Annotated in this window: 19 protein-coding genes; 1 reads left to right on the top strand and 18 read right to left on the bottom strand. The window is 69.0% G+C overall.

The window, feature by feature from the left end; all coding sequences use genetic code 11:
• Positions 1 to 147 precede the first annotated feature (147 nt).
• The 7 genes from NB3_RS14470 to NB3_RS14500 all read right to left on the bottom strand — a co-directional run bounded on the left by NB3_RS14470 (position 148) and on the right by NB3_RS14500 (position 11,899).
• Positions 148 to 453, bottom strand: a complete 306-nt coding sequence (locus tag NB3_RS14470; RefSeq protein ID WP_067802462.1) for a hypothetical protein — start codon at positions 451 to 453, stop codon at positions 148 to 150.
• A gap of 43 nt (positions 454 to 496) precedes the next feature.
• A complete protein-coding gene (locus NB3_RS14475; RefSeq protein WP_067802465.1) occupies positions 497 to 805 on the bottom strand; it encodes a WXG100 family type VII secretion target in 309 nt (102 codons plus the stop codon).
• A 486-nt stretch (positions 806 to 1,291) separates the two neighbouring features.
• Entirely contained in the window at positions 1,292 to 5,299 is a 4,008-nt protein-coding gene (gene eccCa, locus NB3_RS14480; RefSeq protein WP_084486237.1) for a type VII secretion protein EccCa, read from the bottom strand.
• A complete protein-coding gene (eccB, locus tag NB3_RS14485; protein ID WP_067802468.1) occupies positions 5,296 to 6,852 on the bottom strand; it encodes a type VII secretion protein EccB in 1,557 nt (518 codons plus the stop codon). Before eccB ends, eccCa begins: the two co-directional genes overlap by 4 nt.
• A 103-nt stretch (positions 6,853 to 6,955) precedes the next feature.
• Complete coding sequence (gene eccA / locus NB3_RS14490; protein ID WP_067802471.1) at positions 6,956 to 8,716, bottom strand: type VII secretion AAA-ATPase EccA; 1,761 nt, start codon at positions 8,714 to 8,716, stop codon at positions 6,956 to 6,958.
• 522 nt (positions 8,717 to 9,238) lie between these two features.
• Entirely contained in the window at positions 9,239 to 10,924 is a 1,686-nt protein-coding gene (locus NB3_RS14495; RefSeq protein ID WP_067802474.1) for a WXG100-like domain-containing protein, read from the bottom strand.
• 27 nt (positions 10,925 to 10,951) lie between these two features.
• The gene (locus NB3_RS14500; RefSeq protein ID WP_067802476.1) at positions 10,952 to 11,899 is read right to left on the bottom strand and encodes a C40 family peptidase; all 948 of its coding nucleotides are present in this window, start codon (positions 11,897 to 11,899) and stop codon (positions 10,952 to 10,954) included.
• 173 nt (positions 11,900 to 12,072) lie between these two features.
• Between NB3_RS14500 and NB3_RS14505 the strand changes: the two genes are divergently transcribed.
• Positions 12,073 to 13,191 (top strand): hypothetical protein, encoded by a 1,119-nt coding sequence (locus NB3_RS14505; RefSeq protein WP_157111795.1) that lies wholly within the window; start codon positions 12,073 to 12,075, stop codon positions 13,189 to 13,191.
• Positions 13,192 to 13,790: 599 nt separating this feature from the next.
• Here the strand turns inward: NB3_RS14505 and NB3_RS14510 are convergent.
• The 11 genes from NB3_RS14510 to NB3_RS14560 form a co-directional block, all read right to left on the bottom strand.
• On the bottom strand, positions 13,791 to 15,770 hold the full coding sequence (locus tag NB3_RS14510) for a type VII secretion target (protein ID WP_067802481.1): 1,980 nt from the start codon (positions 15,768 to 15,770) through the stop codon (positions 13,791 to 13,793).
• A gap of 101 nt (positions 15,771 to 15,871) precedes the next feature.
• On the bottom strand, positions 15,872 to 18,451 hold the full coding sequence (locus NB3_RS14515; protein WP_067802484.1) for a hypothetical protein: 2,580 nt from the start codon (positions 18,449 to 18,451) through the stop codon (positions 15,872 to 15,874).
• Positions 18,452 to 18,458: 7 nt separating this feature from the next.
• Positions 18,459 to 18,779: a hypothetical protein gene (locus NB3_RS14520; RefSeq protein WP_157111796.1), complete on the bottom strand. Its 321-nt coding sequence runs from the start codon at positions 18,777 to 18,779 to the stop codon at positions 18,459 to 18,461.
• Between the two features lie 36 nt (positions 18,780 to 18,815).
• Positions 18,816 to 19,196 carry a hypothetical protein gene (locus NB3_RS14525; protein WP_067802490.1) on the bottom strand — a complete coding sequence of 127 codons (381 nt, stop codon included), beginning with the start codon at positions 19,194 to 19,196 and terminating at the stop codon, positions 18,816 to 18,818.
• Complete coding sequence (locus tag NB3_RS14530) at positions 19,193 to 19,918, bottom strand: hypothetical protein (RefSeq protein ID WP_067802493.1); 726 nt, start codon at positions 19,916 to 19,918, stop codon at positions 19,193 to 19,195. Before NB3_RS14530 ends, NB3_RS14525 begins: the two co-directional genes overlap by 4 nt.
• A complete protein-coding gene (locus NB3_RS14535; protein WP_067802495.1) occupies positions 19,915 to 20,253 on the bottom strand; it encodes a YbaB/EbfC family nucleoid-associated protein in 339 nt (112 codons plus the stop codon). Before NB3_RS14535 ends, NB3_RS14530 begins: the two co-directional genes overlap by 4 nt.
• 79 nt (positions 20,254 to 20,332) lie before the next feature.
• Complete coding sequence (locus NB3_RS14540) at positions 20,333 to 21,817, bottom strand: PPE domain-containing protein (RefSeq protein ID WP_067802497.1); 1,485 nt, start codon at positions 21,815 to 21,817, stop codon at positions 20,333 to 20,335.
• A 39-nt stretch (positions 21,818 to 21,856) separates the two neighbouring features.
• A complete protein-coding gene (locus NB3_RS14545) occupies positions 21,857 to 23,542 on the bottom strand; it encodes a hypothetical protein (protein WP_157111797.1) in 1,686 nt (561 codons plus the stop codon).
• Positions 23,539 to 24,069 carry a hypothetical protein gene (locus NB3_RS14550; protein ID WP_067802501.1) on the bottom strand — a complete coding sequence of 177 codons (531 nt, stop codon included), beginning with the start codon at positions 24,067 to 24,069 and terminating at the stop codon, positions 23,539 to 23,541. The genes NB3_RS14545 and NB3_RS14550 overlap by 4 nt, the downstream gene beginning before the upstream one ends.
• A gap of 480 nt (positions 24,070 to 24,549) precedes the next feature.
• Entirely contained in the window at positions 24,550 to 25,485 is a 936-nt protein-coding gene (locus NB3_RS14555; RefSeq protein ID WP_067802504.1) for a lytic transglycosylase domain-containing protein, read from the bottom strand.
• A gap of 561 nt (positions 25,486 to 26,046) precedes the next feature.
• On the bottom strand, positions 26,047 to 26,775 hold the full coding sequence (locus tag NB3_RS14560) for a DUF4226 domain-containing protein (RefSeq protein WP_157111798.1): 729 nt from the start codon (positions 26,773 to 26,775) through the stop codon (positions 26,047 to 26,049).
• Positions 26,776 to 26,886: the final 111 nt, after the last annotated feature.

Here is a 26,886-nt window from a genome sequence, read left to right on the forward strand (position 1 = left end):
CGTGACACGACTCGACTCGCACCTTCCGCAGAGCACCGATGACATGCGATCGCCCTCGACGAAGTCCGTTGGAACGAACTCGTCGAGGGCGACAGCGAGTTTCGATCGGTCTTGCCCGGGCGCGCGGTAGCGGCCCGAGTGGAGTCGCTAAAGCCCGATCTGCGAGAACCGCATGGCCTGACCGGTGTCCACGACGCGGAACTGGCCGTCGATGCCGGACACGGCGTTGGTGGCCGCCTTCAGCTGGGTCAGCGCCTCGTTGTACTGGTCGATCTGCTGCTTGACACGAGCCTGCAGGTCGCCGTTCGAGGTACCGGCGTCACCTTGGAAGTTCTCCGCGAGCAGCTTGGCCAGCGCGTCGCGCTCACCCGCGTCGAGCATCATGGTGCTGAGCACACTTTCGGTGCGGATAACCAGGCCGTCAACGGCACCGTAGTCGTTCCTCAAAGCCATTTTCCGAAACCTTTCCTGATTGTTTTCTGCTGCAGATCCGGCATCAGAAATTGAGGTTGTATTTGTTGACCTGCGACGCGTTTTCCTGGTCCTGCTGGTCGAAGTTCGCGCCAGCGGCATTCAGCGCGTCGACGATTTCCGTGAAGGTCTGGTGCAGCTTCCTACCCTTGTCGAGGGCTCCCTGCATCGCCGCCTGGATGGCGTTCCCAGTCGCGCCCTGGACAGCGGGAGCGTACTCCTGCTTGATGCCCTCGATAACACCAATGTGATTCTGGAAGGTGTCGGCGTGGTCGTGGAACTTTTTGGCGGCGGCGTGGATCTCAGAGGGATCGCCGGTGTAGCCGATGGGCATATCTGTTCCTATCCTATAAGGCGTTTACCTTGCCTCGGACGGGTTCGCCGAGGACGTTGACAGCGTGTGCGTCGCAATCGTCGATGCGCGGCTCGGGCCATCGACATCCTCGACCACACCGAATACAGGGGATCTCTTCAGTACCGGCACCTCCTGAGTTTCTCCGGCGACGAACACCGCCACCGGACAAAGAGTTTCCCGTCGTTCCGGTGGCGTCCCGTCTGCGGCGCGATGGCGCCTCGCGGCCGAACGCGACTGTCCGCACCGCGACCGGCTCGCAGACCTCCGCGAACCAGTGACGCTGCCGGAGATGGAGCCGAGCATGCGCCTGAACTCGGTCGCGGCCTCCCGCACGTCCGGCGGCGCGATGCCGAGATCCGGGAGTGCCATGGCGAGACTCCAATCGAGCGTGACTACCAGCTCGGATCGAGCGGCTGCTAAGGAAAACGGTAATTCATTCCCAACCTTGGGACGCCGGCGCCGAGGTCAGATCTGCTGCGGAATCCAGGCCACTTGGACGAGGTCACGCCGAGAACTCATAGGCTCCACGTAGATTCCGCGACCCGGCGGCTGCTTGGCGGCGCGCACGTCGCTGATCAACACGCCGTCGAGCTTCGAGCCGTCCATGATCAGGCCCGAGGAATTGAGGTTCTTCATCTGACCGATCACGTTGTCGTACAACGCCGTATCCGCCTGGGCGATATTGCGGGCCGCGATGACGTGCAAACCGGTGTCGCGGCCGTCGACCAGGATGTCCTTGAGCGGCTCCAGCGGGTTCATCGCGCCGCGCTGCGCGATCATGTGATAGTCGTCGATCACGACGAAGACCTCGGGCCCGGACCACCATGACCGCTCCGCGAGCTGGCGGGTGGTCACATTGTCCGGTGGGCGCCGCGAGCGCATCTTCTCGACCAGCGGCGGCAGCGCCTCGCGCACATCCCGCTCGTTGGTGACGTGCCCGATGAGCATCTCCTGCGGCACCGTCTCCAAATGCCTGCGCCGGTAATCGATCAGCAACACGCGCGCCTGCGACGGGTCGTACTGGCGTTTGATGGACTCGAGCAGCGCGGCCAAGGTGGTCGACTTCCCCGACCCCGTCGATCCGAGCACGATGAAGTGCGTCGATACGCTGAAATCGATCGTCGCCGGACGCAGATCGGATTCCCGGACGCCGAACGGCACGACCAGACGCTGCGCGAGCGTCTGCGGCGCCGGCCAGCCCGCACGAACCTCGTCGATGCCGATCTGCGGCGGCAACAGTCGCACCTGGGGCGCGCGCCTGCCGGGGAAGCGCTGCGCGACTTCGGCGACGGCGGCGGCGAGGCCCTCGGCCGCCGAGTCCGCCTCGCCCACCCCGTCGATGCGCGGCAACGCCGTGAGCATGTGCAGGCCGTCGGTCGAGATGCAGCGACCGGGCCGATTGGCCGGGATCGCCGCGACCACGGTGCGGTGGACGTTGAAGGTCGTGTCGGCCAGGTCGCCGAGACGCATCTCGACGCGCGTCTGCATCAGGTCCTTGATCGCCGGGCGGATGGCGATCCAGCGCGAACTGCTCACCACCAAGTGGATGCCGTAGTTCAGGCCCTGCAGGGCAATGGATTCCATCACCGGGGTGTACTCGTCGTAGTACGGGCCGTTCGTACCGAAACCGACGTCCCATCCGTCGATGACCAAGAAGATGTCGCCGTACGGATCGCGGTCGTGCCACGGCGGGGCGGTCGGGCCTTCGCGCAGCGTGCGGAACTTCCGGATGGAATCGATCCCGAACTCGGTGAACATCGATTGCCTGCTCTCCAGCAGGTTCGTGACCAAGGCGATCGTGCGCCGGATGCGGTCGCCGTCCCTGGCCGCGGCGACCGATCCCACGTGCGGGAGGTTCGCCAGCGCCGCCAGACCGCCGCCGGAGAAATCGAGGCAGTAGAACTGCACCTGCTCCGGGGTGTGGGTCAGCGCCGCGGACATGATGAATGTCTGCAGCGCGGTCGATTTACCCGACTGAGTGCCGCCGACGATGGCCATGTGACCGCCCGCGCCGGACATGTCGACCGACCAGACGTCCTGACGCTGCTGCCGAGGCTTGTCGACCAGCGCCAAGGGCATCTGCAACGCTCCCTGCGGCACCGCGCGGATCATCCGCTCCAGCGTCGGCGGCGTGACCAGCGGCGGCAGCCACATCTTGTGCGCGGGCTGACCGTGGCGGGCCAGCTGCTGCAGCACCGCTTCCATCACCGTGATGGATTCGCCGTCGGTGGCCTCGGGCGCCTCTTGGACGACAACGGGCTCGACCACCACGGGCCGGGTGTCGACGATATGGCCGGCGGTGAAACGCTGCGGCGGCCGGTATCCGCCTCCGGGGCGCCGCGCCCGCTGCGCGGAGGCCGCGGACACCTGCGCCGGCGGCGCGTACTTCTCACCCACGTACGCGGCTTGGAAGCGCTGCAGGTCACCGGAACCGACCCGCAGATAACCGGAACCCGGCTTCTTCGGCAGGTGGTAGGCATCCGCGGTGCCGATCGCGTCACGCGAGTCACTGGTCTGGTTCGTGCGCAACGCGATTCGGTAGGAGAGGTGCGCTTCCAGCTCACCCATCCGGTTGGCGGGCACCTTCTGCGACGCGAGCAGCAAGTGGATACGCAACGATCGGCCCAACCGGCCGATGGCCACGAAGAGCTTCGAGAAGTTCGGGTACTGCTCTAGCAGTTCGGCGAACTCGTCGAGGATGATCAACAGCGTGGGCAGCGGTCGCAGATCCGCGCCTTGCTCCCTGGCGCGCTCGTAGTCGGCGACGCTGGCGAAATTGCCCGCGTCACGCAGGATGCGCTGCCGCCGGGCCATCTCACCGTTGATGACGTCTTCCATACGGGTGACGAGGTCGGCTTCTTCCTCCATGTTCGTCACCACGGCCGTCACATGCGACAGCCGGTCGAAGCCGAGGAAGGTCGCGCCACCTTTGAAGTCGACGAGCAGCAGGTTCAGCACGTCCGGCGAATGCGTCGCCACCGCGGAAAGCACCAGGGTGCGCAAGAACTCGGACTTGCCAGAGCCGGTAGCGCCGATACACATGCCGTGCGGGCCCATGCCCTCCTCGGCCGATTCCTTGATGTCGAGGTAGACGACACCACCGGCCGGGTCGTGGCCGAACGGGATGTTCAGGCGGGCCCGGTCCTGGTCCCGACGCCGGATCCACGCTTGCTCGACCCGGATGGCGCCCGGGTCGTCGATCCCGACCATCTCTTCCCAGGAGGTGCCGCCGCTGGCCTGCTCGGCGGCCACCGCTTCCACCACGGTGGACAACCGGTACGGCGAGATGCTGCGCGCCATGGCCGTGATCGCCGCCGTCGACAGCGAATCGGCCACCCCGACGCGACGCAATCCGCGCGGGGTGACCTCGTTCAGCGACCGGTCCTCGGTCACGGTGAAGCGCAGCGCCCGCGGCAGGTTCTGTTCCGCGGGGCCGAGCCGCAGCCAGGTGCAGCCGTCGATGCCGGAGATGTCGCGGTCGCTGGCGGGCCCGCCGACGTCCACGATCAGCAGGAAGTGGGTGCGATCCAGGGTGGGCTGCGAATTGGCCGAGAACGGACCGCGATTGAGTCCGGCGAGCACCTTGGTGCGCAGCTCGGCCACGGTGCGGTAGACCATCCGGCTGGACCCGATCGCGTCGGTGTCGTTCGGATGCTGGGTGTGCGGCAGCCATTTCAGCCAGGACCATTCCGGCGCGTCCGGGTCGGACAGCACCGCCGCGACCGCCACCTGGTCCGGGCCGTGCAGCACCACGACCTCGGCGATCATCGCGCGGATCAGCCCGGCCACCAGGTCAGGGTCACCGTCGATGCCGACCTGCGGCGCCGACAGCAGATTGATCGCTACCGGCATGCCGCCGACCGTGGAATAGGCCTTGGCGAAGCGGGTCAGTTCCACCACGCCGACCGGATCCAGATCCGAGGTGGGCGCGGCTTCCGGGACGATCACGCGCACTTGGTTGGCGATGCGTCCGCGACCGACCCGCACGCGCAGGAACTGCGGACTGGCGACCTGCACCTCCCACATCCTTTTGCCGCCGATCAACCGGGCGATCTCATCCGGACCGGGATGGGTGTACCGCAAGAAGGCGTGCAGCTCGGCTTCCGCCGCGTGCACCGTCTTGCGGTTGTCGGTGAGGCTGCGCAGATAGTCCTTGCGCTCCTCGTTCAGGCTCGCCGCGCCGCCGCTGGAGTTGCCCGCGAACGCGCCGCCCATCATGCCGAACATCGACACCAGCATCATGGCCGGGAACATCAGCATCATCGGGTTCACGGTTCCGCCGCCGCGGAACATCATGACCATCATCCCGCCCATGGCCGCCACCATGATCACGGGCATGATCATCTTCAGCCGCGACGGCGGCACCGGCTTCGGCAGCTCGGTCGGCGGTTGCAGCCGCAACTCGGTCACGGCGGGCGCTTTGGGACCGCGCACCATCCTGGCGGGCCGGACGAATCGGCGAGTGGTGGTCATTGTGTACCCCCGAGCCCGGCGACGATCTTGTTGTTCGGAATGCCGTCGTGCTGGATGCGAGCTTCCTTCTGGGACAGGGCTGGTCCGACCGCGAACAGCGAGATGATGCTCCACGGCGCCGGGACCGGGGCACGCAGTGCGAGCGATGTCAGCGTGGGGTCGGCGGCGCCGATACTGCTGGGATCGGTGATGATGCCGTAGCGGACGCCGCTGTCGGAGACCCAGTACAGCGATTCCCGCAGCGGCGAACCCGGTTCCGCGCCGGTCACCTGGACGAAACGACCGGTGTCGCGCGGCAGATAGGCGGCGTCCGCGGTGGTGCCGCGCGAGGCCGCCGAGGTCACCAGGTCGACCGCGCGGCCCTGCTCGTCTTTCGTGAGCGGCAATTGCCTGCCCACCAGCAGTTCGGTGGCCGCGTTCGGATCGTTCCCCGAGCGCGACCAGTGCAAGCAGGTCACGCCGGACCGTTCGGGGTCGACCAGGCGAATGGGACGGGTCGGGTAGGTCGCGGTGCCCGGCCACTGTCCTGGGCGCAGATTCGCCGCGATCACGTCGGGTCCCACTGTCCGGGTGGACACCGAACCTTGCGAGTCGGCGTTGCGGACCATCGCCGCCAGCACCGTGCTGATCCGAACCAGCCCCGACTGGGAGACGAGGTAGTACGAGGCGCCCTGGTCCGGCACCGACACGGTGAGCACCGACCCGACCGGCGTGGTGTATCCGTTGTTGAGCGTGATCGACTCCCCCTTACCCGGCACTTCGGGCACCCGCAGCGGCGGAGCCTCGGGGATGGCGTTGACCAAGCCCTTGGACGCCGCCATCACCGGAGCGGTCGAATCGATGCCGAGCGCCATGGCCACCGCGGTGTTCGCGAGATCGATCGCGGCGCGCACCACGCCTTTCTCGGCGTCGCCGTACACCAGCCAGGTCGTGGTGTCGTCGCGCAGCAGCCGGGCCTCGCCGTCGCCAAGCGTGCGGTTGGCGTCGCCGTCCACGGTGAGGGGGCCGCCGATCGCGGTGGTGCGCACCGCGGAGCGGCTCACGGTCGGCAGACCGGTGCTCGGGTTGACCGGCGCCGCCGCGCCGGTGCGCGCCGTGTCACACACCGTCCACGAGGAATCCCGCTCGTCGGTGTCGATGATGCTGGCGGGCGCGCCCGGGATGCCGACCCACGGCCCGCGCGGGTATTTCGCCAGCTCGTCCCGGGAGACTTTCACCGGTATGTCGGGAGAACCGACGATCAGCCGGGCCGAGGTGAGATTCAGCGCCGGGAACAGCCGGTTGTTCAGGCGCACGAACAGCGCCCCGGTGTCCTTCTCCGCCACGATGTTGGAGTCTCCGACCTTCTTGGCGGGCTTGAAGAACGCCAGCACCGCGGCACCCGCGATGATCACGCAGGCCAGCGCGATGCCGATGGACAGCGCGGTCGAGCGACCGCGCTGCGGGTCGTCGATCATCGACGCGTCGCGTCGGACCAGCGCGTGCTCGATCCGGCGCAGCAGAAAACGCCAGCCGGAGATCTGGTGTTTGGTCACAACCCGGAAGCGCGCCACCGGTTCTCGTTCCTTCCGCCGCCCTCACCAAACCGTAACCAGCGGTCACAGCACGAATTCGACCGCTATTCCCGGCATGGGGAACAGCGATCCAGCGGACGCCTCACACCCGCGTGCTCGGCGCCAAACCCTCCAGCGCCGCGGTGATGTCGAACGCATCGATCGTCATGAGCTCCTCGTCGGTCATCGCGGCGATATCGGCGTTCTCCCTGGTGAAGCGATAGTCCCGCTCGGCTTCCGCGGCCTCGACCACGTTGCGCACGAAACGGCCGTTGCCGGCCAGGTCGATCAGCCGCCTGCCGTTCTTGGTCTGCCCCGCCAGTTCCTCACACCGCAGCCGCAGCACCTCGCGGGCCTCCTCGGAGAGGATCGAATCCTTCTTCCGCGCGATGTGCTCGGCGATCTGCACCAGTTCGTCGGCGCCGTAGCTGGCGAAACGGATGCGCTTGGTAAAACGGGAAGCCAAGCCGTCGTTCGACGCCAGGAACCGATCGATCTGGTCCTCGTACCCGGCGATGATCACGACCAGCTTGTCCCGGTCGTTCTCCATGCGGGCCAGCAGCGTGTCGACCGCTTCCTTGCCGAACGCGTCGCCGCCGGAAAGACCTTCCTGGATCAGCGTGTAGGCCTCATCGATGAACAGCACGCCACCGAGCGCCGTGTCGATCAGCGCGTTGGTCTTGGGCGCGGTGTGGCCCAGGTGGGTGCCGACCATGTCGTTGCGGGACACCTCGATGACATCGGCGTTCTCCACGACGCCCAGGCCGGCGAAGATCTTGGCGATCACGCGGGCGATGGTCGTCTTGCCGGTGCCGGGCGGACCGGAGAAGATCAAGTGCTGCGACTTGGAATCCACCGCGAGCCCGCGCTTGGCGCGCACCTGGTCCATCAGCACGCCGGACTTGAGCCGGTCGACCTGCTCCTTGACCGAGTCCATGCCGATCTGCGCCTGCAGCAGGTCCGAGGCTTCGGCGAGCAGGCTCTCGCGCTCGGCGCGCGCCGCGGTGGCGGCGGCCTCGCGTGGATCGTCACCCGTCTTCGGGTCCCACCTGTTGGTCCTGGACGCGATGAGTTCCGCGGTGGCGATCTCGAAGCGGTACGTCTTGTCCCGCACCGCGCGCTGCCATTCCTCGCGCTCCGGCCACAGCGCCGAGCCCTGCAGTCCTTTGAGGATCTTGTCGGCGGCGTCGTGGTCGCCGTTGTGCCGCATCAGCATGCCGAGCAGGAAGTGCGCGTCGGCCCAGATGTAGGACAGGTTGCCCGACGAGCTGTCCTCCACGATCCGCTGCGCGCGTGGCATGGCTTCGCCGAAGCGCCCCAGATGCGCCAGCGACTGGGCGGTCATCAGTTCGGCCGCGATGTCGAGCAGGCCGTCCTCGAGCACCGGCCGCGCGTTGCGTGCGGCGAGCACCTCCGGCCACTGCTTGGTCCGGAAGTACAGCGACATGCGCACGAAGTCGGAGACGTCGTCGCGCGGGACCTCGTCCAGGATCGCCGCGGCTTCCTGCCATTCCCCGCCTTCGGCGTAGGAGCACGCCTGCGCGATCGCGATCTGGTCGCGATCGGCCATCGCGACGCGCAAGCCGTACATGCCGATCTCGACCTGGCACCACAGGGCGCGGTCCACCAGACCGGCCCGCTGCTGATCGCGGTAGAGATTGTGCACCGAGCGGTAGGCGCCGTAGATCACCTCCGAGGTGACCTCCCCGGCCATGGCCCGCCCGAGCCAGGCATCGCACATGTCCGGGTCGAGGTCGGTGGCGGCCCGAAACGCCGCCGCGGCGTGCTGCTCGTTGCGCACGCCACCGGCGACCAACCCAAGATTCTGAACACCCGTGTAGAACGCGTCCTCGGCCGCTGACACTCGGACTTCCCTTCCGCCGATCTAGCCTGTTCAAAAGATAGATTCCGGCGTCGGACCCCGGGTCCAGCGCGTTCCCAGCCATGGGAAGCAGTAGCCACCGCGAGCACCAGGCACCACATGCCAGTTTTGAACGTGCCGTCGGTTAACGGTATGTTTACCCACGGGGCCGGCAATCATCCGCCTGCAGACGGCCCCTTCGGCGGCGGCTGGCCAGCCGCGATCCGGTCCACCCAGCCGCCGCGCAGCAGGTCGGGGCACTGGCAAAAATACTTGCCGCTATTTAGGTGCACACTATTGAACGTTCCGACAGAAGAGGGTACTGTCTGAACACAGATCGCCAGTCCCTCATCCTGACGATCTGAACCCAATAAGCAACGGCCGGTGGCACCGGCAGGCCACCGGCCGTTGTGGGGGTAGGACTTCCCGCCGAACGGCGCTTCTACGTCTACCACTGCCGTCCGTTCGACTCAGCAACCCATTCCCGTTCTTGGGAATGGGTTTTCGCGTTTCGGCCGGCCTCGCTCAGCCGCGCGTCGGAGGTGCGTCCCCGTGCTCGGGCGCCGGTGCCGTAACCCGCGATCGCACCGAGTTCGCGTCGGCGAGCTCGGCACCGCGCGCTTTGGCGCCCTTCTCCCCGACCGAGCGCAGTCGCGGCCCTGTGGACGGTGCGTGCACCACGGCGGGAACTTCCCGGGAACGACGGGTCTTGCTCCACGGGGTGACCGCAGGCCGGCGCACTTTCGGCGAGATCGTCTCCAGACGACCGCGCTTCGCCGGCGCGGGGTTCGGCGTACCCGGCGGCTGCGCGGCACGTCCCCAAGGGGTGGCCGCCGCTCCCGGGTTCTGCTGTGCGGGGAACGCGACTCCTGCGACCGGCCCCTCGGCCGAAGGCACCTGGCCGGCGGAGGCGACCGGCTCGGTGGCCGAGCCGGTTCGGCGAGGCTCGCAGTCGGACGCGGGTCGCTGCGCCACCTCGGACACCGCGTCGCCGCCGACCGCCGTTCCGGCAGTTGCGCCTGCGTGCGCGGACGGCGCAGGAGGGCTCATCAGTCCGTCGAGCCGGTCCGCCGCGTCCTTCGGCGCGACTGCGGAGATCTGCGGGTGCCGCGCGGGGTCTGCGACCCGGCTCTCCGCCGATGCGGCCGAGGCAGAACGGTCGGCCACCGGGCCTTCCACCGAAGACGGCAAGGCGGAACTGCCACCGCCCCGGATCGGTACTCGGGCACCGCTTTCAGGTTCATGCCGATCGGCTGCATGCCTGTCGACGGCCCCCTCCGTGGCACCGACCGCCTTCGCCGCATCGCGCGGCGCGACCGGGACATGCGCCCCGCCGGTTCCCTGTCTGTCCAGACCGGATGCCGCTGCGGGGGCGGGCAGCCCCGCGCGCGACGCGGGCCGTTCGCCGCGCCCGAGCGAATGTTCCCGCGCCGTGCGGGCCGGAGCCGGTGCCGGTCCGGCGTCGGCCACGGCGTGCCGCGCCGCGTCGTCGAGCAGCGTCGACGTCGTGAAGTCCAGTGTCGAGACATTCTCGGCGAAGTCCGCGGCGTGCCGCATGATGTCGTCGGCGTGGTCGTCGAGCACCTTCGCGAAGTGCTGCACGGCGTCGGGGTCGATGTGCAGCGGTTGGGGGCGGCTCGACGACGGGACACCGAGCGCGTCGCGGGTGGCGTCGTAGACGATCCCCCTGACCAAGTCATCGATCGCCTGCTCCAGCGGTTCGATCGCCTTGCCGACCACTTCGGCGACGATGTAGCCGATGAGGTACTGCGACATCTGCTCGCACACCCGGCGAGCGGCGGCGGCGACCAGCGGCGCCGACGAAGCGAGCGGCGGCGTCACCATGATCGAGGCGTAAGTCGCGGCCAGCGCGGCGAGTTCGGCCAGCACGGCGGCCTTGACCACGGTGATCACGGTCGCCGCCACGTCGAGGGCGCCGCCGACGAGCTCGCAGGCGCCCTCGAGTCGCCGCATGTGCGTGGCGCTCATGTGCGACCAAGTGGCGACCAGCTGCTGGTAGGACTCACCCGAGTAGAAAGCGCCCATCTGGCCGATCACGCCCGTCGCCGACTCGTGCGTGTCGCGCACCTGCGCGGCGAAGGTGCGCACATGCCCGGCCAAGGCGCGCACATCGTCCTCGTCGATGTCCGGGTACGGGATGCCGCAGATGTTGAGGAAGAGCGCTACCTCGCTGGGGATCTCGATCGCCACGCCGCACTCTCCTCCCCGGTCACCGGCTCACAGCACCCGCACGACGACGGCCTCGCTCGGCATCCGCGACCATTTCACCGTCGAACCTGTGTACGGCGCCTCGATGACCATGCCGTTGCCCGCGGCCAGCTGCACGTGCTCGGGTCCCCTCGTGCTGAACGAGCTGGCGGGGAACACCAGGTCACCGGGACGAACATCCTCGGGGTGCACCCGGACGCCGCTGTAGATCTGCTCGTAGGTGGTCCGCGGCAGCACCACGTCCCCGTGGCTGGCCTGCGCGATCGCGTACTGGGTCAGGCCGGAGCAGTCGAAACCGCCGCCGCTCGGCCCACCCGCGCCGCCCCCGCCCCAGACATAGGGGGTGCCGAGCCATTCGCTCGCGGCGACCACCGCGTTGCTGCCCCGCGTACCGTCCGAACGCACGGTGGTGCCGCGGCGCAACCGGGAAGTCGACCTGGACCGCGAGCGGGTCCGTCGCCGCCTGCGCGGTGTCGCGCCGCTCCGGGCCTGCCGGGTCGCGGGCACCGCGGGCGGCATGATCTGCGCGGCCTGCTGCCGTGCTGCGGCCACGTCGGCGTCGACCTGCCTGGTGGCGTTCGAGATGGTGGTCTGCGCGGCATCGAGCAGCGCGGGGCCGCTGAAGCGGGTGTCGCCCACCGCGGCGATCGCCTGGATCCGGCTCTGCAGATCCGCGATGTGGTTGTTCATGCGGCCACGGCCGTTGACCGTCCCGTCACCGGACTCGCCGACGGCTTTGCTCACGATGCTGTCCTTGCCCGCATGCGATTCCGCGATCGACAGCTGCATGCTCTGCGCCTCGCCGTACCGCAGCGCCACCGCACCCGCCTGGGGAGCCAGCCCGGCGGCCAGCGCTTCGGTCGACCTCGCCCCCTGGCCGGCGGGCTGGCCGTCGCCGTACAGCGCGAGCAGCGAGCGGAGCACACCGTCCAGGTCGTTCGTCAGTGCCGGCGCCATTCGAACTCGCCATCGCTCATCACCGACCGCCTCTCACACTTTTCAGCTATTGTGTCGCCCCAACCGATGCCGCCGTATTCCCATCGCTGGGTGGGTAATCGAACTATGCGCCACTTCCCATAATCGGGAAGCAGAGACAATGGGGGTGACTTCTGAGAGGCGGTGGCGGCGGTATGGCAACAACGGCGACGGAAACCGAAGCCAAGAAAACGACTACCACCTCCAAAGGCAAGCATTTCTGGGTGGTGAAGCTGCACTGCCCGCCCGGAGCGTCGGAAGGGCTGCGCGCCTACATCGCGATGGCCGAGACCGCTATCCAAACCGCCGTCGACCTTCTCGGCCGCGGCATGACCACGCCGCCGCCGACAATGGCAGAACTGCTCGAGCCCGAGATCTACGAGACCCTCGGCAGCGGCAAGGCGGACGACGAGTACCGCGCGGTCATCGACAAGGTCGAAGCCAAACAACTGCAGCTGCTGCGGATGGACGACAAGGTGATCAAGACCTCCGCGACGGTCGCCGCCGAGCAGGTACAGGCACTGCGCTCCATCGAGAACATCGTCGAGGACCTCAACACCACCTTGAAGGCCGCCGGCGCCGGCAAACTGAAATCGGCGCAGGAACTGTCCCTGCTGAAGGCGGTCGCCCAGGCCGTGGACGCGGTGTACGACAAGGTCATCGCGATCGCCGAACTCAACGAGAAGATGGCCAACGGCGGCGGCAGCGGCAACAACGGCTCGGGTGGATCGAACGGCTCCGGCGGCGGCGCCAACGGCGGCGGCGCCGGCGGCTCGGCCGGCGGCAGCGGCGGCGGCGACGGCGGATTGTCCTCCCTGCTCTCCTCGCTGGCGATGCTGCCGATGATGGCGCTGCCGTTGGTTCAGCAGATACCGCAGATGTTGCAGAACGCCGAGGAGCAGAAGCAGAAGAAGGCGGAGCAAGACCAGAAGAAGGCCGAGCAAGACCAGAAGAACGGCCAGCCCGGCCAGACACCGCCGCCGGGCAATCAAGCCGCGCCCGCAGGCGCACCACAACCGGGCGGTCCGAACGCGCAACCGGCCGCCGTGGATACGACCACCGCACAGCCCGGCGGCATCACCGCCGCCCCGGCCGCGAGTACCACCCCGCAGGACGAGCCGGCCGGGACTTCCGCTGCCGGCACGGCGCCCAACGTGATCCAGGCTCGGCGAACCAGGAACGTGTCGGCCGCCGATCGACCGGTCGACGGGGCCACTCAGGATGCGACGGCCGACGAGCCGGAGCAGGACGCGGGCGCCGTCATCGACGTGTAGTCGTCGCGTCGAGCCACCTGTCGGCGACACGCGAATGCGCCATGCACGCAACCTTTCCCAATGCCGCGCAACGCGTCGAGTGCTTCCGCGTGCAGTGGGCCGACGCAGCCCCCACGCGTCCAGTCAGCCCACCCCGGGAAGGATCGGGATACTCGGCCGCAGCGCCCGGGCCTGCGGCGAACCCGCGCGTCGGTTAGCGGACTTCGTCCAGCAACGCGCGTACCTTCACGCAATTCAGCCTGACCCCGATGGACGTTCCCGACTGCCCGCGGATCACGCTCACGCGAGCGTGATCACCTGGTTTCGAACCGAATCGTCCAGCGCTCCGGCGTGCCTCGCGCGCTCGGCCATCGCTGTCCCGGCGTCTCCTGTATAAGCGCGGCGGGCACACGCCACGCCGACCGTACGCGGCCAACTCGTTCTACCCGCTCGGCCGGACGGTCGTATCCAGGTTTCGATCAACGAACGCCGGTGCAGCCCGAGGGGTACCGGCGTCCAGCCACAGCACGCCGTTCTCCTGCACCACTCGACGAGAGCCGTGTCGGTGTCCGGGTCACGGCGAATGGAGCACCGCACCACGGCCCGGAGCACCGACTATGTCACGACCCGCGGTTTCCCGACTGCTCCGAACTCGGGGGCGGCGGTGACGTGGGCGGCGGAGCCACGACGCCGGACGGCGGAGCCACGACGGTGGGCGGCGGCCCTCCGGCGACTTCCGGCGCGGTGACCGAGGGAACCGCGGCGGGGCGGGCGACGCGCTCGGGCTGCACGGTGGTGGACACGGGAGCCGGTGTCGAGACGAATTGCGGATGCAGCGTGATCTGTTCGTGCGCGTAGACGGCGTCACGCAGCGTCTGCCTGCTCGGCTCGTCGGCCAGCAGCAACACCAACTCGTTGCAGCGACGCTCGAAGACCATGGCCCGCAAAGGGGAGGCGCCCGTGTCCATCCGCAGCTGGCCGACCTCGACCCGGCCCACGTCGACCCGCTGTCCGAGCATCGACGCGGCCAGCAGATCGTCGGCGTCACGCAACTCGTCCCAGAGTTCGCGCGCCACCGGCCTTCCGGCTTGCAGATCGGCGAGAATCCGTTCTCGCACCCGGCGCGCGGTAGCGGCTTCCGCGGGTGCGGGGCCGGAGCGCCCGAGTTGTCCGTGAGCGTCCACGGCCAGCTCCACGCACCGCGACCGCACCCCCGTGTCGGGTACCGACGAGACGTGCTCGAGTCCGGCGATCGAACCGGCGAGCCCGAGCCGGTCGGCCGTGTCCGGGGTGAACTGGCGCAGGTCGACGTCGTAGGAGGGACCGACGAGCCCTTCCATCGCCGCCTCGCCGAAGCGCGAACGCAAGCCGGGATCGATGGGTCCGGACGAGACGAGAGCCGACAGACTCGCGTTCGCCTTCGCGCCCCAGGCCAGACCGAACTCCGCCAGGATCCGGGCCGGATCCGTGACCCCTTCCCAGGGCGATCCGGCGCCGTCGTCGGCGGAGAGCAACTCGTCCCAGTTCCACGGGGTGGAGACCTCGCGCGGCAGGTACAGCCCGGCGGGCAACCAGCCGCGGCCTTCGTTCGACGTGATGAAGACGCCGACCCCGCCTGGACCGCGCATCACGGCGACCGACCAGGCCATGCCCACCGGCGAGTCCACGGCGGCGAGCACGCTGCCGAGCAGCGTCCTGGCCAGCACCAGGTCGTCGTTCACCTGGCTGCCGACCACGTACGCGGGTTCGGCCTCCTTGTCCTTCGCCGAGGCGACGGCGGCGGCGAACGGACTCCCGACCGGCACCGGCATCGGCGGCGCGTCCGACCGTCCCGTCGCGCCGTCGGGCGGCTGCGTGGCGCCTCGATCGTCCGGGCCCATGTTGAATGGGCCGACACCGCCCGGCATGCCCGCCGCCGCGGGCGCTGTCACGCCGGTGCTCGACGGTCCGCCCGGAGGAGGCGTCGTTCCGGTGGCGTTCGGCGTGCCCGCGCCGTTGGTGCCGATCTGCTCGCCCGGAGCGCCGGGGACGCCAGGCGCGCCCGTGCCCGTCGGGGACGTCCCGTTCGGTCCACCGGGCGAGGTGCCCAGCGGGTTGTCCTGGGTGCCGTCGGGTGCGGTGGAGATGGGCCTGGCGGTGGTGGGATCGGTGGCCGACGGCTGGGTGGAAGACGGGTCGGCGGTCGTCGGTCCGTCGCCGGGCGTGGGAGCGGACGGCGTCGGCGTCGGTTGGCTCGGGTACGGATGGCTGGAGCTGGTGCCGGGACCGGTCGCGGACGGCTGATCGAACAGGTCGTTCGACTTGCGGATCTGATTGGCGAAGTCCTCGTCGGACTGCTCATAGGCATCGGCGGAGGCGCGCAGCGAGTCGGCGGTGCGATCGTGCTCGCTGGCCAACGCCTCCCCCGCGCGCTGCCTGGCGTCGTAGTACCGCTCCAGCGCCTCGTAGACCGGGTAGGCGATCTTGCCGTAAGTGGGCAGGAAATTCGCGAGCCACTCGGTCGGCGGTTTGGCCCATTCCCTGGTGTCCCGCGCGACCCGGCGGTGTTGTTCGGCCAGCTGACGCAGAACCGCAGGGTCGATTTCCATGCTGTCCGGCATGCTCGATCAGATCCTTTCCCACCACACGTCCCCCCATTGTCGATCCTTCCCAGACATGGGGAGTCTTGGCGGTGACCGGTCCGGAACCGGCTCCGCCCTGCTCAGCGACCCGGCCCCGCGGTGATGGTGGGGCGGCGCGGCGCGGTGGCGGGGGCGGGAACCGGCGCGACGTAAGCCGGGTGACCCACGATCTGGGCGTGCGCGTAGACCGCGTCGCGCATGCTCTGCCTGGTCGCGTCCTCCGCCAGCAGCAGCACGAGTTCGTCGCATCGCCGCTCGAAGACCATGGCGCGCAACGCGCCGGTCTCCGACGCCTGCCGCCCTTCGGCATGGTCGGCACGCAACTCACCCAACGCGACTCTGGACACGTCGGCGCGCCGCGACGCCATCGACGCGGTGAGCAGGTCGTCGGCATCCCGGAGTTCGTCCCACCACTCCTGCGGCACCTCGCGGCCCTTCCGCAACGCACCGAGAATCCGCTCGCGGGCAGCGGGCGCGCCCAGCGCGGCCGGGGAGCCGAGACCGGCTTTGTGGACGCGAACATGTGCGTCCCACGCCAGTTCCCAACGCCGCGTCCCGATCTCCGCCTCCGGTGTGGTCGCGGCACGCCGGACCAGCGCCGGAGCCCCGACCATTTCGAGACGGTCGGCCAGAGCCGGCTTCGGCGCGCTGAAATCCATTGCCGACGAGGCGGCCACCGAGCCTTCGATCGGCACATCCGCCAACTGCTTTCGCAGCGCGGCATCGACGTCCACCGAGGAGGCGACAGCGGTCAGCCTGGCGCCGGACTTGCGTCCCCAGACGATCCCGAATTCCGCCAGCACGCGCGCGGGGTCGGCGACCCCCTCCCAGGCGCTCTCGGCCACCTCCCACACCCAGGGCGTGGACAACTCGCGCGGCAGGAACAACCCGGCGGGCAGCCAGCCACGACCCTCGTTCGAGGTGACGAACGCGGTGATGCCGCCGGGATGGCGCATCACCGAGACCGCCCAGCCGAGCCCGAGCACCGCGTCGCCACCCGCGGCCAGGATTCCGCCGAGCAGCGTGCGGGCCAGCACCAGGTCGCCGTCCACTCGCTCGCCGAGCACGAACGCGGGGGCTGCCGCCGACACCATCGCGGCGCCGATCACAGTGCTGACCGAGTCGTCGGCCTCGTCGTCGTCCCTGGCGGCGTCCGCGCGCTGCTCGATCCGCTCCGGCGGCTGCGCCTTGCCCGTGCCGCCCGCACCGGGGGGTGGTCCCGAACTCACCGCCGTGACCTTCGGACCGGCGGTGGCCGCGCGCGCTTCGCTCGGCGGGGCCGCCGCGGTCTGCCTCACCTGCGCTTGCGGTGACGTCGAACCCGCCTGTGCCGCTGGAGCGGACACCGGCGAGCCGGGGGGAGCGACCGAGGCGGCGGGTGCGGGCGACGCGATGGAACCGGGCGCCACGACGGGTGGCGGCAGGATCACCGGCGGCGACACCGACGCGACCGGATCTGCCGCGGACACAGCGGGGCCTGTGAACCGGCCGGCTTCGGCGTCGTGCGATTCCGCCGCCGCGGCGGTGGACGAGCGGTCGGTTGTCGCCGGCTCGGCGGCGCCATGGCCGGGGGCATCCCGCTCCGGTCCGTGCGCATCGCGCGCATCCGTTTCCGCGACATTCCGATGGTCGTCGTCCACCGGCGCCGCCCCGTCCGAAGTATCCGCCGGTACGACCGCGTCCGGCCCGTCCACCGGCGCGGACCGGCCCGGAACGAACGGGTCGGCGCCGGGTATCTGCCCGCGCGGCGTGACGCCCGCGGTAGGCAGGCCGGGGCCGTGGTCGGACGTGCCGCCGGGCAGATTGCTCACCGGGACGGTCGTCGTCCCGCCGGGCGTGTACTGGTCGCCGGTCGACGAGGGATCGACCGGAATCTCCTCCGTCGCAATGGGATCGGTCCGCTGTCCGGGTTCGTCATCGAGCAGCGGATCGATGGGGGGGTCGGCCGCCGGTCGATCGGCGGGATGCTCCGGAGGCGCCACGACCGGCGCATCATCCTTCGGCCGGTTCGTCCGCGGCGATCCGTCATGCCGTTGATCGCCGGAGTGGTCGGTCGCCTGCCGATGCCGCCGGTTGTCGGTCCCGCTGTGGTCGTCCGCGTAGCGGTGGCCGGGCCCCCAAGGTCCCGGCTGTCCCAGTGCGTCCGCGATCGCGGCGAGACTGGGCAGACCCTGCGGGCTGATCGAGTTGAGCGCCGCACGGACGACGTCCTCCACGTCTTCCCTGGCCGCGGCGATCATCCCGGGGATCCGGTTGCGCAGCGCCTGGGCATCGGATTCGTCCTCCTCCGCCGCGGCCCGCCGTTTGATCGCGTTGATCCGCGCGGTGGTGTCGTCGACGATGTCCAGGATCTTGTGCCGGGTGCGGTACACCAGATCGGAGAAGTCACGGAAGGTGTCCGCCGCGGCCTCCAGCGCGTCGGCGAACGCCTGCGGGTTCATCCGCTGACGGAGCATGTCGAGCTTGACCGGATCCAGACCGGCACTGGAACGGGCCCGATCGTCGAACTCGCGCCGTCTGCCCTCGGCGTCGAGCAGATCCAGCGCACCCGCCCCGTCGCGCGCGAGGCGTTCCAGCGCACTCCAGTCGCCAGGAGAGATCGCAGGCCAGTTGTCGCCGACGATGGCGTCCCAGTACGGACTGTCGCGCTCGGGCTCCATGCGCGCGTCAGGCGGATTCGGCGCGACGGCGCACCGCGGCGGCGCCCGCGCGATCGGCCTCGCCGTGGGTGTACGTCACTTGGGTGGTGACCTCTGTCGTCGCGTCCACACGACGGCCGTTGGCCCGCACGGCGCGCTCGAAAGCCGTCTTGATCCACTGCGTGTGTGCCGTCAGCCGCCGATCGATCTCCGATTCGGGCCGCCGTGGCACGACGAAATCACCGGTGATCTGCCCGACCTGGCTGCCGACTGTGGTGATCGCGGTCCGGAATTTCCGGGCGGCGGCGGCCACCTCGTGGGGCTCGTCGGTGTCGAACTTGTCGGTCATGTCGCTGTCCTGTCTCGCCGTCGCGGCGATCGGCACTCAGGTCTGGCGGAACTCGGCTTGCTCCATGGCGCGATACGACGACTCGGTGGGAAGGTCGAACGAGTCGATCGTGTAGGAGCGGGTGCCCTTGTACTCCATCTCGGCACGCAGCCCGACGCGCGACTTCGCGTGCGCCAGCCGCGCGAGCTTGACGATCTGGGACGCCAGCCACTCGTCGCCGTTGTCGCGGGCGTCGTCGGTGATGTACAGACCGATGATCTCGCCGTCCCGGTCGCACCCGACACCGACGGTGTGGTCGGGGTTGAACACCTCGTAGGTCATGTTCCGCCAGTCCGGCTCGGCGGCCACGGGCTCTTCGGCGTCATCGATGTCGTCGTAGTCGTAGTCGTCCATGTGGATCGAATGCATGTCGGTCATCGGCTGCTCTCCGAGAATTGGTCGCCGGGACGGGGATTGATCAGGTAATCGGCATCATCGGTCGCCGATTCGAGGCGTGCCGCCAATGCGGACCACGCGGCGTCCTCGATGCGCATCACTTGGCGCATCTGCCAGAACCGGGCGCCGAGATACAGCTCGCCGGTGCCGTCGGGGGCCACGTCCAGATGGTCGGGGCCTTCGGTGGACGGATTCAACGTCACCGCCGTCACCGGTGGGCGGGTGTCGTCGACGTTGACCAGAGTCGCGCCGCCGCCGGGAATGAAGCTCTGCCGCAGTCTGGCACTGCTGCCGATCGCGACGTCGGCGCTGTTGGTGGTGATGGTGATCTCCGGATTCAACAGCAGCTGCAGCACCCACGAGCGGGCCGTGTGCTCCGGGCGGACGGCGTTGATCGCGATCGTCAGGGTCGCCGCCAAATCGACAACCAGCACCGCGTCCGTGCTCGTGACACCGGCGATCACGAGACGCCGGGCCGTGCCAACCGGGTACGGCAGGTCGTCGGCGGCCAGGGACACCACGTCCGCGCCGACACCGCCCCCGGTCGCGGGATGCGCGGAGACCGTACCGGTCGCGACATCGATCGTGTAGGCGACGATCGTCTCCGAGATGCCGTCCGCCACCCCCGCCAACCGGACCAGTCCCTCGTCGTGCAGCCACCGCACGGTGTCCGCGACGGTGACCTCCGGGGCGGGCTCGGTCATCCGGTCCGCCCCCAAGCGCTTGCGACCGGTGCGGATTCGTCGACCGGCGCCTCCATGACGCTCTGGTACTGCCGCGCCGCGTCGGCGGTGCTCTCCCGGATGGCGGCCATGATCTCGGTGACCAGCTCGGGACAGGTGAGCCGCGCGGCGGTCCCCGGTGCGAGGTAGAGGTCGGTCAGCCTGCCCATGGCGTCGACCTCCGGGATGACCGAACCGCTCGGCGAGGGCCTGCGGGCGCGGATGTTGTCGATCTTCTCCCGCATCTCCGCGATCCGGTGCCGCAGATTGCGGGCGGCGTCCAGAGCCGCCTGCACGTCCGGGTGCACGGAACTCACGACGCCACCTCGCCCGCGCTCGGCTCCGCCATCACCGCGATGGCAGCTGTGCCTGCAGTTCGCTCGCGGCGCTCCCTCATCATGCGTTACCTCCGGTTTGGGTCGGGGTCTGGTTGCCCGGTGTCGGCGTCGGCGGAGTCACGGTCGGCGCGATGGTCGGCCGTTCACCGATCACCGCTTCGGTGTGCGGCGTGTCGTCGACATACATCAGGCGGTCGGGATGCCACGCCACCACCCGGTTGCGGTCGCTGCTGCTGCCCGAGTTGCCCATGCCAGGCGACATCGGCATGTACGGCATCATCGGCGAACCGCTGCCACGCGCGACCGTCGCACCGGAGGCCGACGACGTGCCGAGAGGTTCGATCACCGAGGTGCGCGGCAGGCCGGAACCCAGGCTGGCCGCGGAGGCCATCGGCAACGCGGTCGCCGCGACGGTCTCCGCCTCGAGGTCCGGGATGCCGGCGTCGGGGCTGCCGACGGGCATGCCGCTGGGACTGCCCGAGCCGAGCCCACTCGGGATACCGAGGTCGTCGTAACCGTAGTCGTCGAGGCCGTAGTCGTCGTACGCCTCCGAATCCGACTGCCCGAGCTGGCTCAGCGGCGTTCCTGCCGCCGACATCGCACTCATCAGGGCGGGCAGCATCTGGCTCAACATGTTGCTGCTGCTGTCGCCGCTGCCGGATCCGGTGCCCTTCTCGCCTCCGGCGCCCTCACTGCCCGCTTCGCTCTCACCGACTTTCGCGCCGACCTCGGTGGAGTAGCCGGTGATCGTCTCCATCGAACGCGCGTTCTGTTCGTTGAATTTCGCCATCGCGGCAGCGATAGCGGCTTGGTTCTTGGAGCGCATCGCCGCGAGGAGTTCTTTTCGGGTTGCGATGATCTCTTCCGGCGTAGGGTGTTTGGCTTTCGCGACCTGAAACGCGTTGCTGTAGGTGTCGATGCCGTCGGCCAGCAGCCCGAGTCCGGTGCCGAGTTGGTCGAGGAACCCACGCCGCTGATCGAGTTCCCCCGCCGCCGCGGTGCCGACCGGTTCCCAATGCTCCATCGACTTCGACGCGGCGCTCACTTCCTCGATGGCCGCCAGATGCGCGCTCCCGGCGAATCGGCGCAGCGAGTCCGCGAATCCCTTGGCCGCACCCGTCCCCGGACCGGAATGCAACTGCTGAGCGAACGTCAGCGGATCGACACTGCCGCCCGAGGCGGGGAACCGGATCGCCGGCATCCTCCGTCGGCCGATTTCCTGCACATCACCCACCGGATTCGCCAGAACCTCACCGCCGCTGCCGTTCACGGTACGGGCGCCGCGGTCGTCGGCGTCGGTGTAGTCGACGGCGGCGGCCCCGATGTTGTAGGCGGTGCGCTGGACATCGGTCAAAACACGCGCCACTCCATTGAGCAGCGACGTGGCCTGCTTGTTCAGCGCGGGCACCGCGGCGGCCGAAACCGGGTCGGCCCCACCCGGCACGACCCACCCGGTGGGTATCGCAGCCCCGGCATCACGTGCCGCCGCGGCGAGTCTCGACGCCACGGCGACGAGTTCCTGCGGATCCACCTCGAGAACCATCGCGACCTCCTCTCCTCATCCGCGCGCTCGCCCGCGCGATCAGCCCGCGGGCATCGCGGCAACCGGCATTGCCGCGTCCGCGGGCTGATCGGCCGAGCCCGGCGTCGTCTGAGGCGCGGCCCCGTCCGCCGGCGCGGTCACCTCGATGCCGTTCGGATGCGCGAATCCCTCGAACGAGTTGGTCTCCGAGGCGATCTCGGGCATCTTCGGGTCGAACGGCTTCAACTCTCCCTTGACGATGACCTCCAATGTGCCACCCTCCGCGCCACCGTCCTCCGGCGGCCACACCACGAGAATCGCGGTCGAGTTCGTCCAGGTGGCGACATCGCCGGTCATCAACTGGAAGTCACCCACCCGTTGGCCGATCTGCTTCTTGTCCGACCACTTCGCAGGCGTCTTCTCGTAGGCCTTCTGCGCGTCGGTGCCGCTGTGGTTGCCGAACGCCGCGTCGAGGCCCTGGGCGGTTGTGACGGACACCTTCTGCGTCTTTCCGTTCGGGAACGTGTAGACGACGCTGCCGTCCTCGCCCGGTGTGCGGCCGGGTGCCACCGTGGGCTGGGCGGACGTCGCGCTCGCGGGCGCCGCGGCATGCTGCGTCGCCGCGGGAGCTGTCGAGGCAGGCTGCGCGGCCACCGGCTGCGCGGTGGCAGGCGCCGCGACCGGCTGCGGGGGGACCGGGGCGATCTCGTCCTCGTAGCGGCTGGGGTCCGTGTCCCGCAAGCGGTTGTTCCTGTCCTGGTCGGCGAGGCTTCGCATCATCATCTGCTGGGCGAGCAGAGAACCCAGGTCCATGCCGGGAGACGGACTGGACGCCGGCTGCGGGTAAGAGGCGGGTGTACCGACGCCGGGGGTGTCCCCCAGACCGCCTGTGCCGTTGGGTGTCCCGTTGCCGAGGCCGGAGTTGTCCACCCCTGGCGGTTTCGTGCTGTCGGTGCCGGTGGGGTCCTTCGTCGAATCGCCCAGGTGGGAGTTGTCCACATCGTTCGGCTTCGTGCCATCGTCGATGCCAGGGGGGTTCTTCGTGATATCGCCCGGATCGGGGTTGCCGCCATTATTCGGTTTCGCGCCGTCGTTGACGCCGGGGATCCCCGGCTGCTTGACGTCGTCCGGCTTCGTCCCTGGGTCGTTCTGCGCGGCCTCCAGCGCCTTCACTCGATCGGCGAGTTCCTTGTTGGCAGCGGAGTCTTCATCGATGCCGTCGGCCGTCTTCTCTTGTTCGGTCTTCGCGGTGTCCATGGTGCCCATCGCCGCCTCCAGGCCCGTCGACACATATGTCATGACGTGCTTGTTCTCGTCCATATCGGCAGGCGCTTTGGCGGCCTCCGTGTTCAGGAACGAGATCAGTTTCTTCAGACTGCTTCTGGCGTTGTTGACGGAGATCTTCGAATCTTTGACCTTGGCGGCGAGCCTCGCGTCCCGCTCCACCATTTGGTCGAAATTGTCCTTGAGCGCACTGTTGACATTGGCATAGTTGCTGAACAACAGAGATCTGATGTGCGTACTGTTCAGTTCGACTTGAGGTACCGTGCCGCTCTCCGGCACGTCGTCCTTTCTGCCGTCACCGAGAGCGCCCCAGTCCTCCTGGAGGATGGTGTGCAGGCTCTTGTCTTCCCCTTTGTCCACATCCAGCCAGTCGTGGATCGTGGCGAAAAGTTTGAGCCTTTGCGCCGGCCACTTGGGTGAATAGACATCCGGCACCACCAGCATCGGCATTTCGTCGCTCATGCATACACCAGTGCCTCAGAACTGGTACCCCTGTATTTCGCGCCCGCAGGGCGAGTCGGCAGCACATCGGGAACTTCTTGCTGCTTGGGCTGCTGAGGCCCCGGCGCCGGATGCACAGTGTCGTACGCTCTACTGGCGAGAGCGTTACCGAGGCCCGCGACCGTCGCGCCCGCGCCCAATCGCGGCATATACATCTTGGACAGCGCCAACCGCTCCCCGAAATTGCCCAAGCCCCTCTGCGTCATGAGCTGACCGGCGTCCCGGACGGCCATGCCCAATGCCTGAAGCCCGCCGCCGGTCAGGCCCCTCGTCGCGCCGCCGATCACGCCGCCCGGTATCGCGCTGACCGCGGCGCCGATCAGACCGGCCTGCAGACCCTCTTCGAAGGAACCCCGCTCGATGCCGGTCCAGATGCCGCTGACCGCGCCGCCGATGATCGCGGAGCCGACCGGGCCGCCGACCATGAACCCCACACCGCTGGCTACGCCCGAGACGACATCTTTCCATTCGAGACCGAACAAGCCCATGCGATTTCACCCATTCGACGCGCAGCGAGTACCTATCGAGCCAAGCCGTTCGCTGTCGCCGCAGGTAGACGAGGTAAAGCGCCCTTGTCCTGCGGCTGCACATCGACCATGCTCGGGAGTCCTCTCGACATCACCATTGTCGAGGATTCCCACTGATGGGAACCGGAAGTTCTCCCCGAGCAGCCTGCCCGGCAGCCGCTCGACGCGTACCGAAGTGCGCGAATCACACAGCACGCCTGCGGCATCCGCGCGGCAGGCGTTCCATCGCACGTCCTGGGTAGGTGCGCGCCCGCCGTCGGTCGGCGCGGGACAGCGGGTCGGCCCGCGCGCCGGTCTCGGGTCCGTGCGGCTGTCCCGGCCTGGCGGCTGTCCCGCGTCACGAGCAGGGCGTTTCGGCAGCGCGCTCAGCCCGGTCCGGATGCGGTGACACGTGGCGCTTCGTGCTCCGCGGAGGCGCCGTCGGCGACGGGGCACGCGGCATCAATATCCCACGTACGAACCCCCGCCGCGCATCTGCACGATTCCCGGCACATTGCTGACCGATCCGTAACGCTCGATGGCGTAGCGAACGCCTGCGACGATGTTGTCCACCGGATTCCAGATATCGCGGTGTCCGGGAAGCGCATACGCGTTGAACGTCGGATCGATGGTCTGCATCAAGCCTTTCGACGGAATCCCCGCCGCCGCGTTACTGTCCCAGAGGTTGATGGCGTTCGGGTTGCCACCGGACTCGTGCTGGATGATCGCCGCGATATCGGCCGGATCGATCTGGCGTGTGTCGTACCCGTGCTGACGCAGTACCTGCAACGCCTCGTTGATCCATTGGCCCTGCTGCCCCGACGGCCTTGTGCGCGGCGGACCGCCGCTGCGCAGGCCGGAGTGTGACGTGCGGCGGGATCGGCGCGGCGGGGACGGTCGCGACTCCCGCAAGTAGCTGTCGGCCAGCGCGGCCACCCGATCGGCGGTGAGCACCGCCGCGGTCTGCCCTTGACCGAGCACGGAACTCGCGCGTTGCAAGGCATTCTCCATGGTCGAGATCACCAAGTGCCTGCTCGCGTTCGCGTCCTGGATGGTTCCGAGCGCGGTCAGCGCGGTGTTCACCTCGGCGATGATCGCGCCGATCGCGGCGCGCCCCTGCGTCGTGCTGTCGACCGCGCCGCCGAGGATGCGTTCCAGCTCGGCGTTCATCGTTTGCGTCGCGTCGCCGTGGCGTGCCCGATTCTGATCGCTCACGGCGTACTGCGAGCCGAGCGCGCCGTCCCACGCGACGGGGCCGCTCGGCCGTCCGGCGCCGAGATCCGGCGGCGCATACGGCTGGCCCGTGGCAGCGGTCGGCGTGTGGTCACCGTACTGGGCGGCGATGGCCGCCAACGCGCCCATCGCCGCGGCCGCCATCGGCGTGGAAGAACCGGCCATGCCCAGCGCGTCCGACCGTGGCGCGGCTGCCGGAACCGATGAGGCAGAGGATGTTTCGGATACCGTGGGCGCGCTCTGACCTCGCCCCTGCGCCGTCGCGCCCGCCTGGGGCGCCGCGGTCGGCGCACCTGCCGGTGGCCGCGGAATCGCCGTGGGAGCGCCGCGCGTCGCGGACTTGACGGGACGGCGCGGAGCGGAAGTAGTCGCGCTCGCCCGTCCGTCGCGAGCACCGCCGGGATCGTCGGAATCCGTTTCGGGAGGGGTGCGATTCGCCGGCGCCATCAGTCCCCCCGAGACGCCCGCGGGCTAGGCACGGTGACCACAGAGGCAGCCATGATCCACCTTCCGCCCGACGCTTCGGTACGCGCACCGGAACCGACCATCGCCCTGGTGCCACCTTGCCCGCTGTCGGCTCATCCGAGTCTTCCCTGCGGCCCGCGTATCCGCAGCTTAATCCAGGTAGGTCCCGGCCCGTCCCGTTCTGTTCCCGCTTACGGGAACACCGGATGCCCCGTCGCCCGCCGACAGCGTGGCCACGCGCTGACGGCACCGCCCGAGCGTTCAGCCGTCCGAGATACCGGCCGTGCTCGCGGATCGCGTGGAGTTCTTCCCGGCGATGTCGCCCAGATACTGATTGGTCAGCCGATTGATCGCGACGGCGATGTCACTGGTGGTGTCCTGCCCACCCGAGACGATCGCATGCGCCTTCTGCAAGGCCGCGGTCAAGATCTGATGCACCTTCTGCCGCCCGGCCCGCGTGAACGCCTGCGAACCCAGCTCTGCCAGCGCCGTGTTCGCCTGGCGCGCCAGTCCGCTGATCTCCGTTTTGTCGACCTTGTTCGCCCCCGCCAAACCGCGCATATACGAGGTCAATTGGTGGTCCACATCGTTGAACGCCTCCGCCGCGTTCTGCTGGAACAACTGCTCGGCCCGTATCGACCGCGCCGCCGCCCCACTGTCCGACGAAAGAGCCGACTGCCGCGGCAGCTGCTCGGCCCGCGGATCGGTGGGGTCCGCGTCCCCGTACACCCCCTCCAACTGTTTCAACACATCCAGCGCCTTCGCCGCCTCCGGCGACAATCCACTCTCGCCTGCGCCATCCGACGCCACCGGCGCCGAACCCCCGCTACCGCCGCCGAGTCCCGCCAACGCCGAGGCGATCATCGGCAGCATCGCCATCGCCATCGCTCCGGCCGTCACCGCCACCGGCGCCACATCCGCCACCAGCCCCGGATCGACCGTCGGCTCCTGATCCGCCGACGGCAGCACCCGCTGGGTCTGCGGAGTCACCACACCGCCCGGCGCGGCTGTGCCGTCACCGGGCGCACCGCCCTGACCGGAGGAGCCCGGCGCAGCCCCGGACTGCCCCGGTGCTGTCGCCTGGCCGGGCGGCCCCTCGCG

Source organism: Nocardia beijingensis NBRC 16342 (genome assembly GCF_001612785.1).
GTDB lineage: Bacteria > Actinomycetota > Actinomycetes > Mycobacteriales > Mycobacteriaceae > Nocardia > Nocardia beijingensis.

Bases quoted from the DNA above. Each gene is read 5' to 3' on its own strand.
- NB3_RS14470 (WP_067802462.1), bottom strand. From the start codon at position 453: ATGGCTTTGAGGAACGACTACGGTGCCGTTGACGGCCTGGTTATCCGC.
- NB3_RS14475 (WP_067802465.1), bottom strand. From the start codon at position 805: ATGCCCATCGGCTACACCGGCGATCCCTCTGAGATCCACGCCGCCGCC.
- eccCa (WP_084486237.1), bottom strand. From the start codon at position 5,299: ATGACCACCACTCGCCGATTCGTCCGGCCCGCCAGGATGGTGCGCGGT.
- NB3_RS14500 (WP_067802476.1), bottom strand. From the start codon at position 11,899: ATGGCGCCGGCACTGACGAACGACCTGGACGGTGTGCTCCGCTCGCTG.
- NB3_RS14505 (WP_157111795.1), top strand. From the start codon at position 12,073: ATGGCAACAACGGCGACGGAAACCGAAGCCAAGAAAACGACTACCACC.
- NB3_RS14510 (WP_067802481.1), bottom strand. From the start codon at position 15,770: ATGCCGGACAGCATGGAAATCGACCCTGCGGTTCTGCGTCAGCTGGCC.
- NB3_RS14515 (WP_067802484.1), bottom strand. From the start codon at position 18,451: ATGGAGCCCGAGCGCGACAGTCCGTACTGGGACGCCATCGTCGGCGAC.
- NB3_RS14520 (WP_157111796.1), bottom strand. From the start codon at position 18,779: ATGACCGACAAGTTCGACACCGACGAGCCCCACGAGGTGGCCGCCGCC.
- NB3_RS14525 (WP_067802490.1), bottom strand. From the start codon at position 19,196: ATGACCGACATGCATTCGATCCACATGGACGACTACGACTACGACGAC.
- NB3_RS14530 (WP_067802493.1), bottom strand. From the start codon at position 19,918: ATGACCGAGCCCGCCCCGGAGGTCACCGTCGCGGACACCGTGCGGTGG.
- NB3_RS14540 (WP_067802497.1), bottom strand. From the start codon at position 21,817: ATGGTTCTCGAGGTGGATCCGCAGGAACTCGTCGCCGTGGCGTCGAGA.
- NB3_RS14545 (WP_157111797.1), bottom strand. From the start codon at position 23,542: ATGAGCGACGAAATGCCGATGCTGGTGGTGCCGGATGTCTATTCACCC.
- NB3_RS14550 (WP_067802501.1), bottom strand. From the start codon at position 24,069: ATGGGCTTGTTCGGTCTCGAATGGAAAGATGTCGTCTCGGGCGTAGCC.
- NB3_RS14555 (WP_067802504.1), bottom strand. From the start codon at position 25,485: ATGGCCGGTTCTTCCACGCCGATGGCGGCCGCGGCGATGGGCGCGTTG.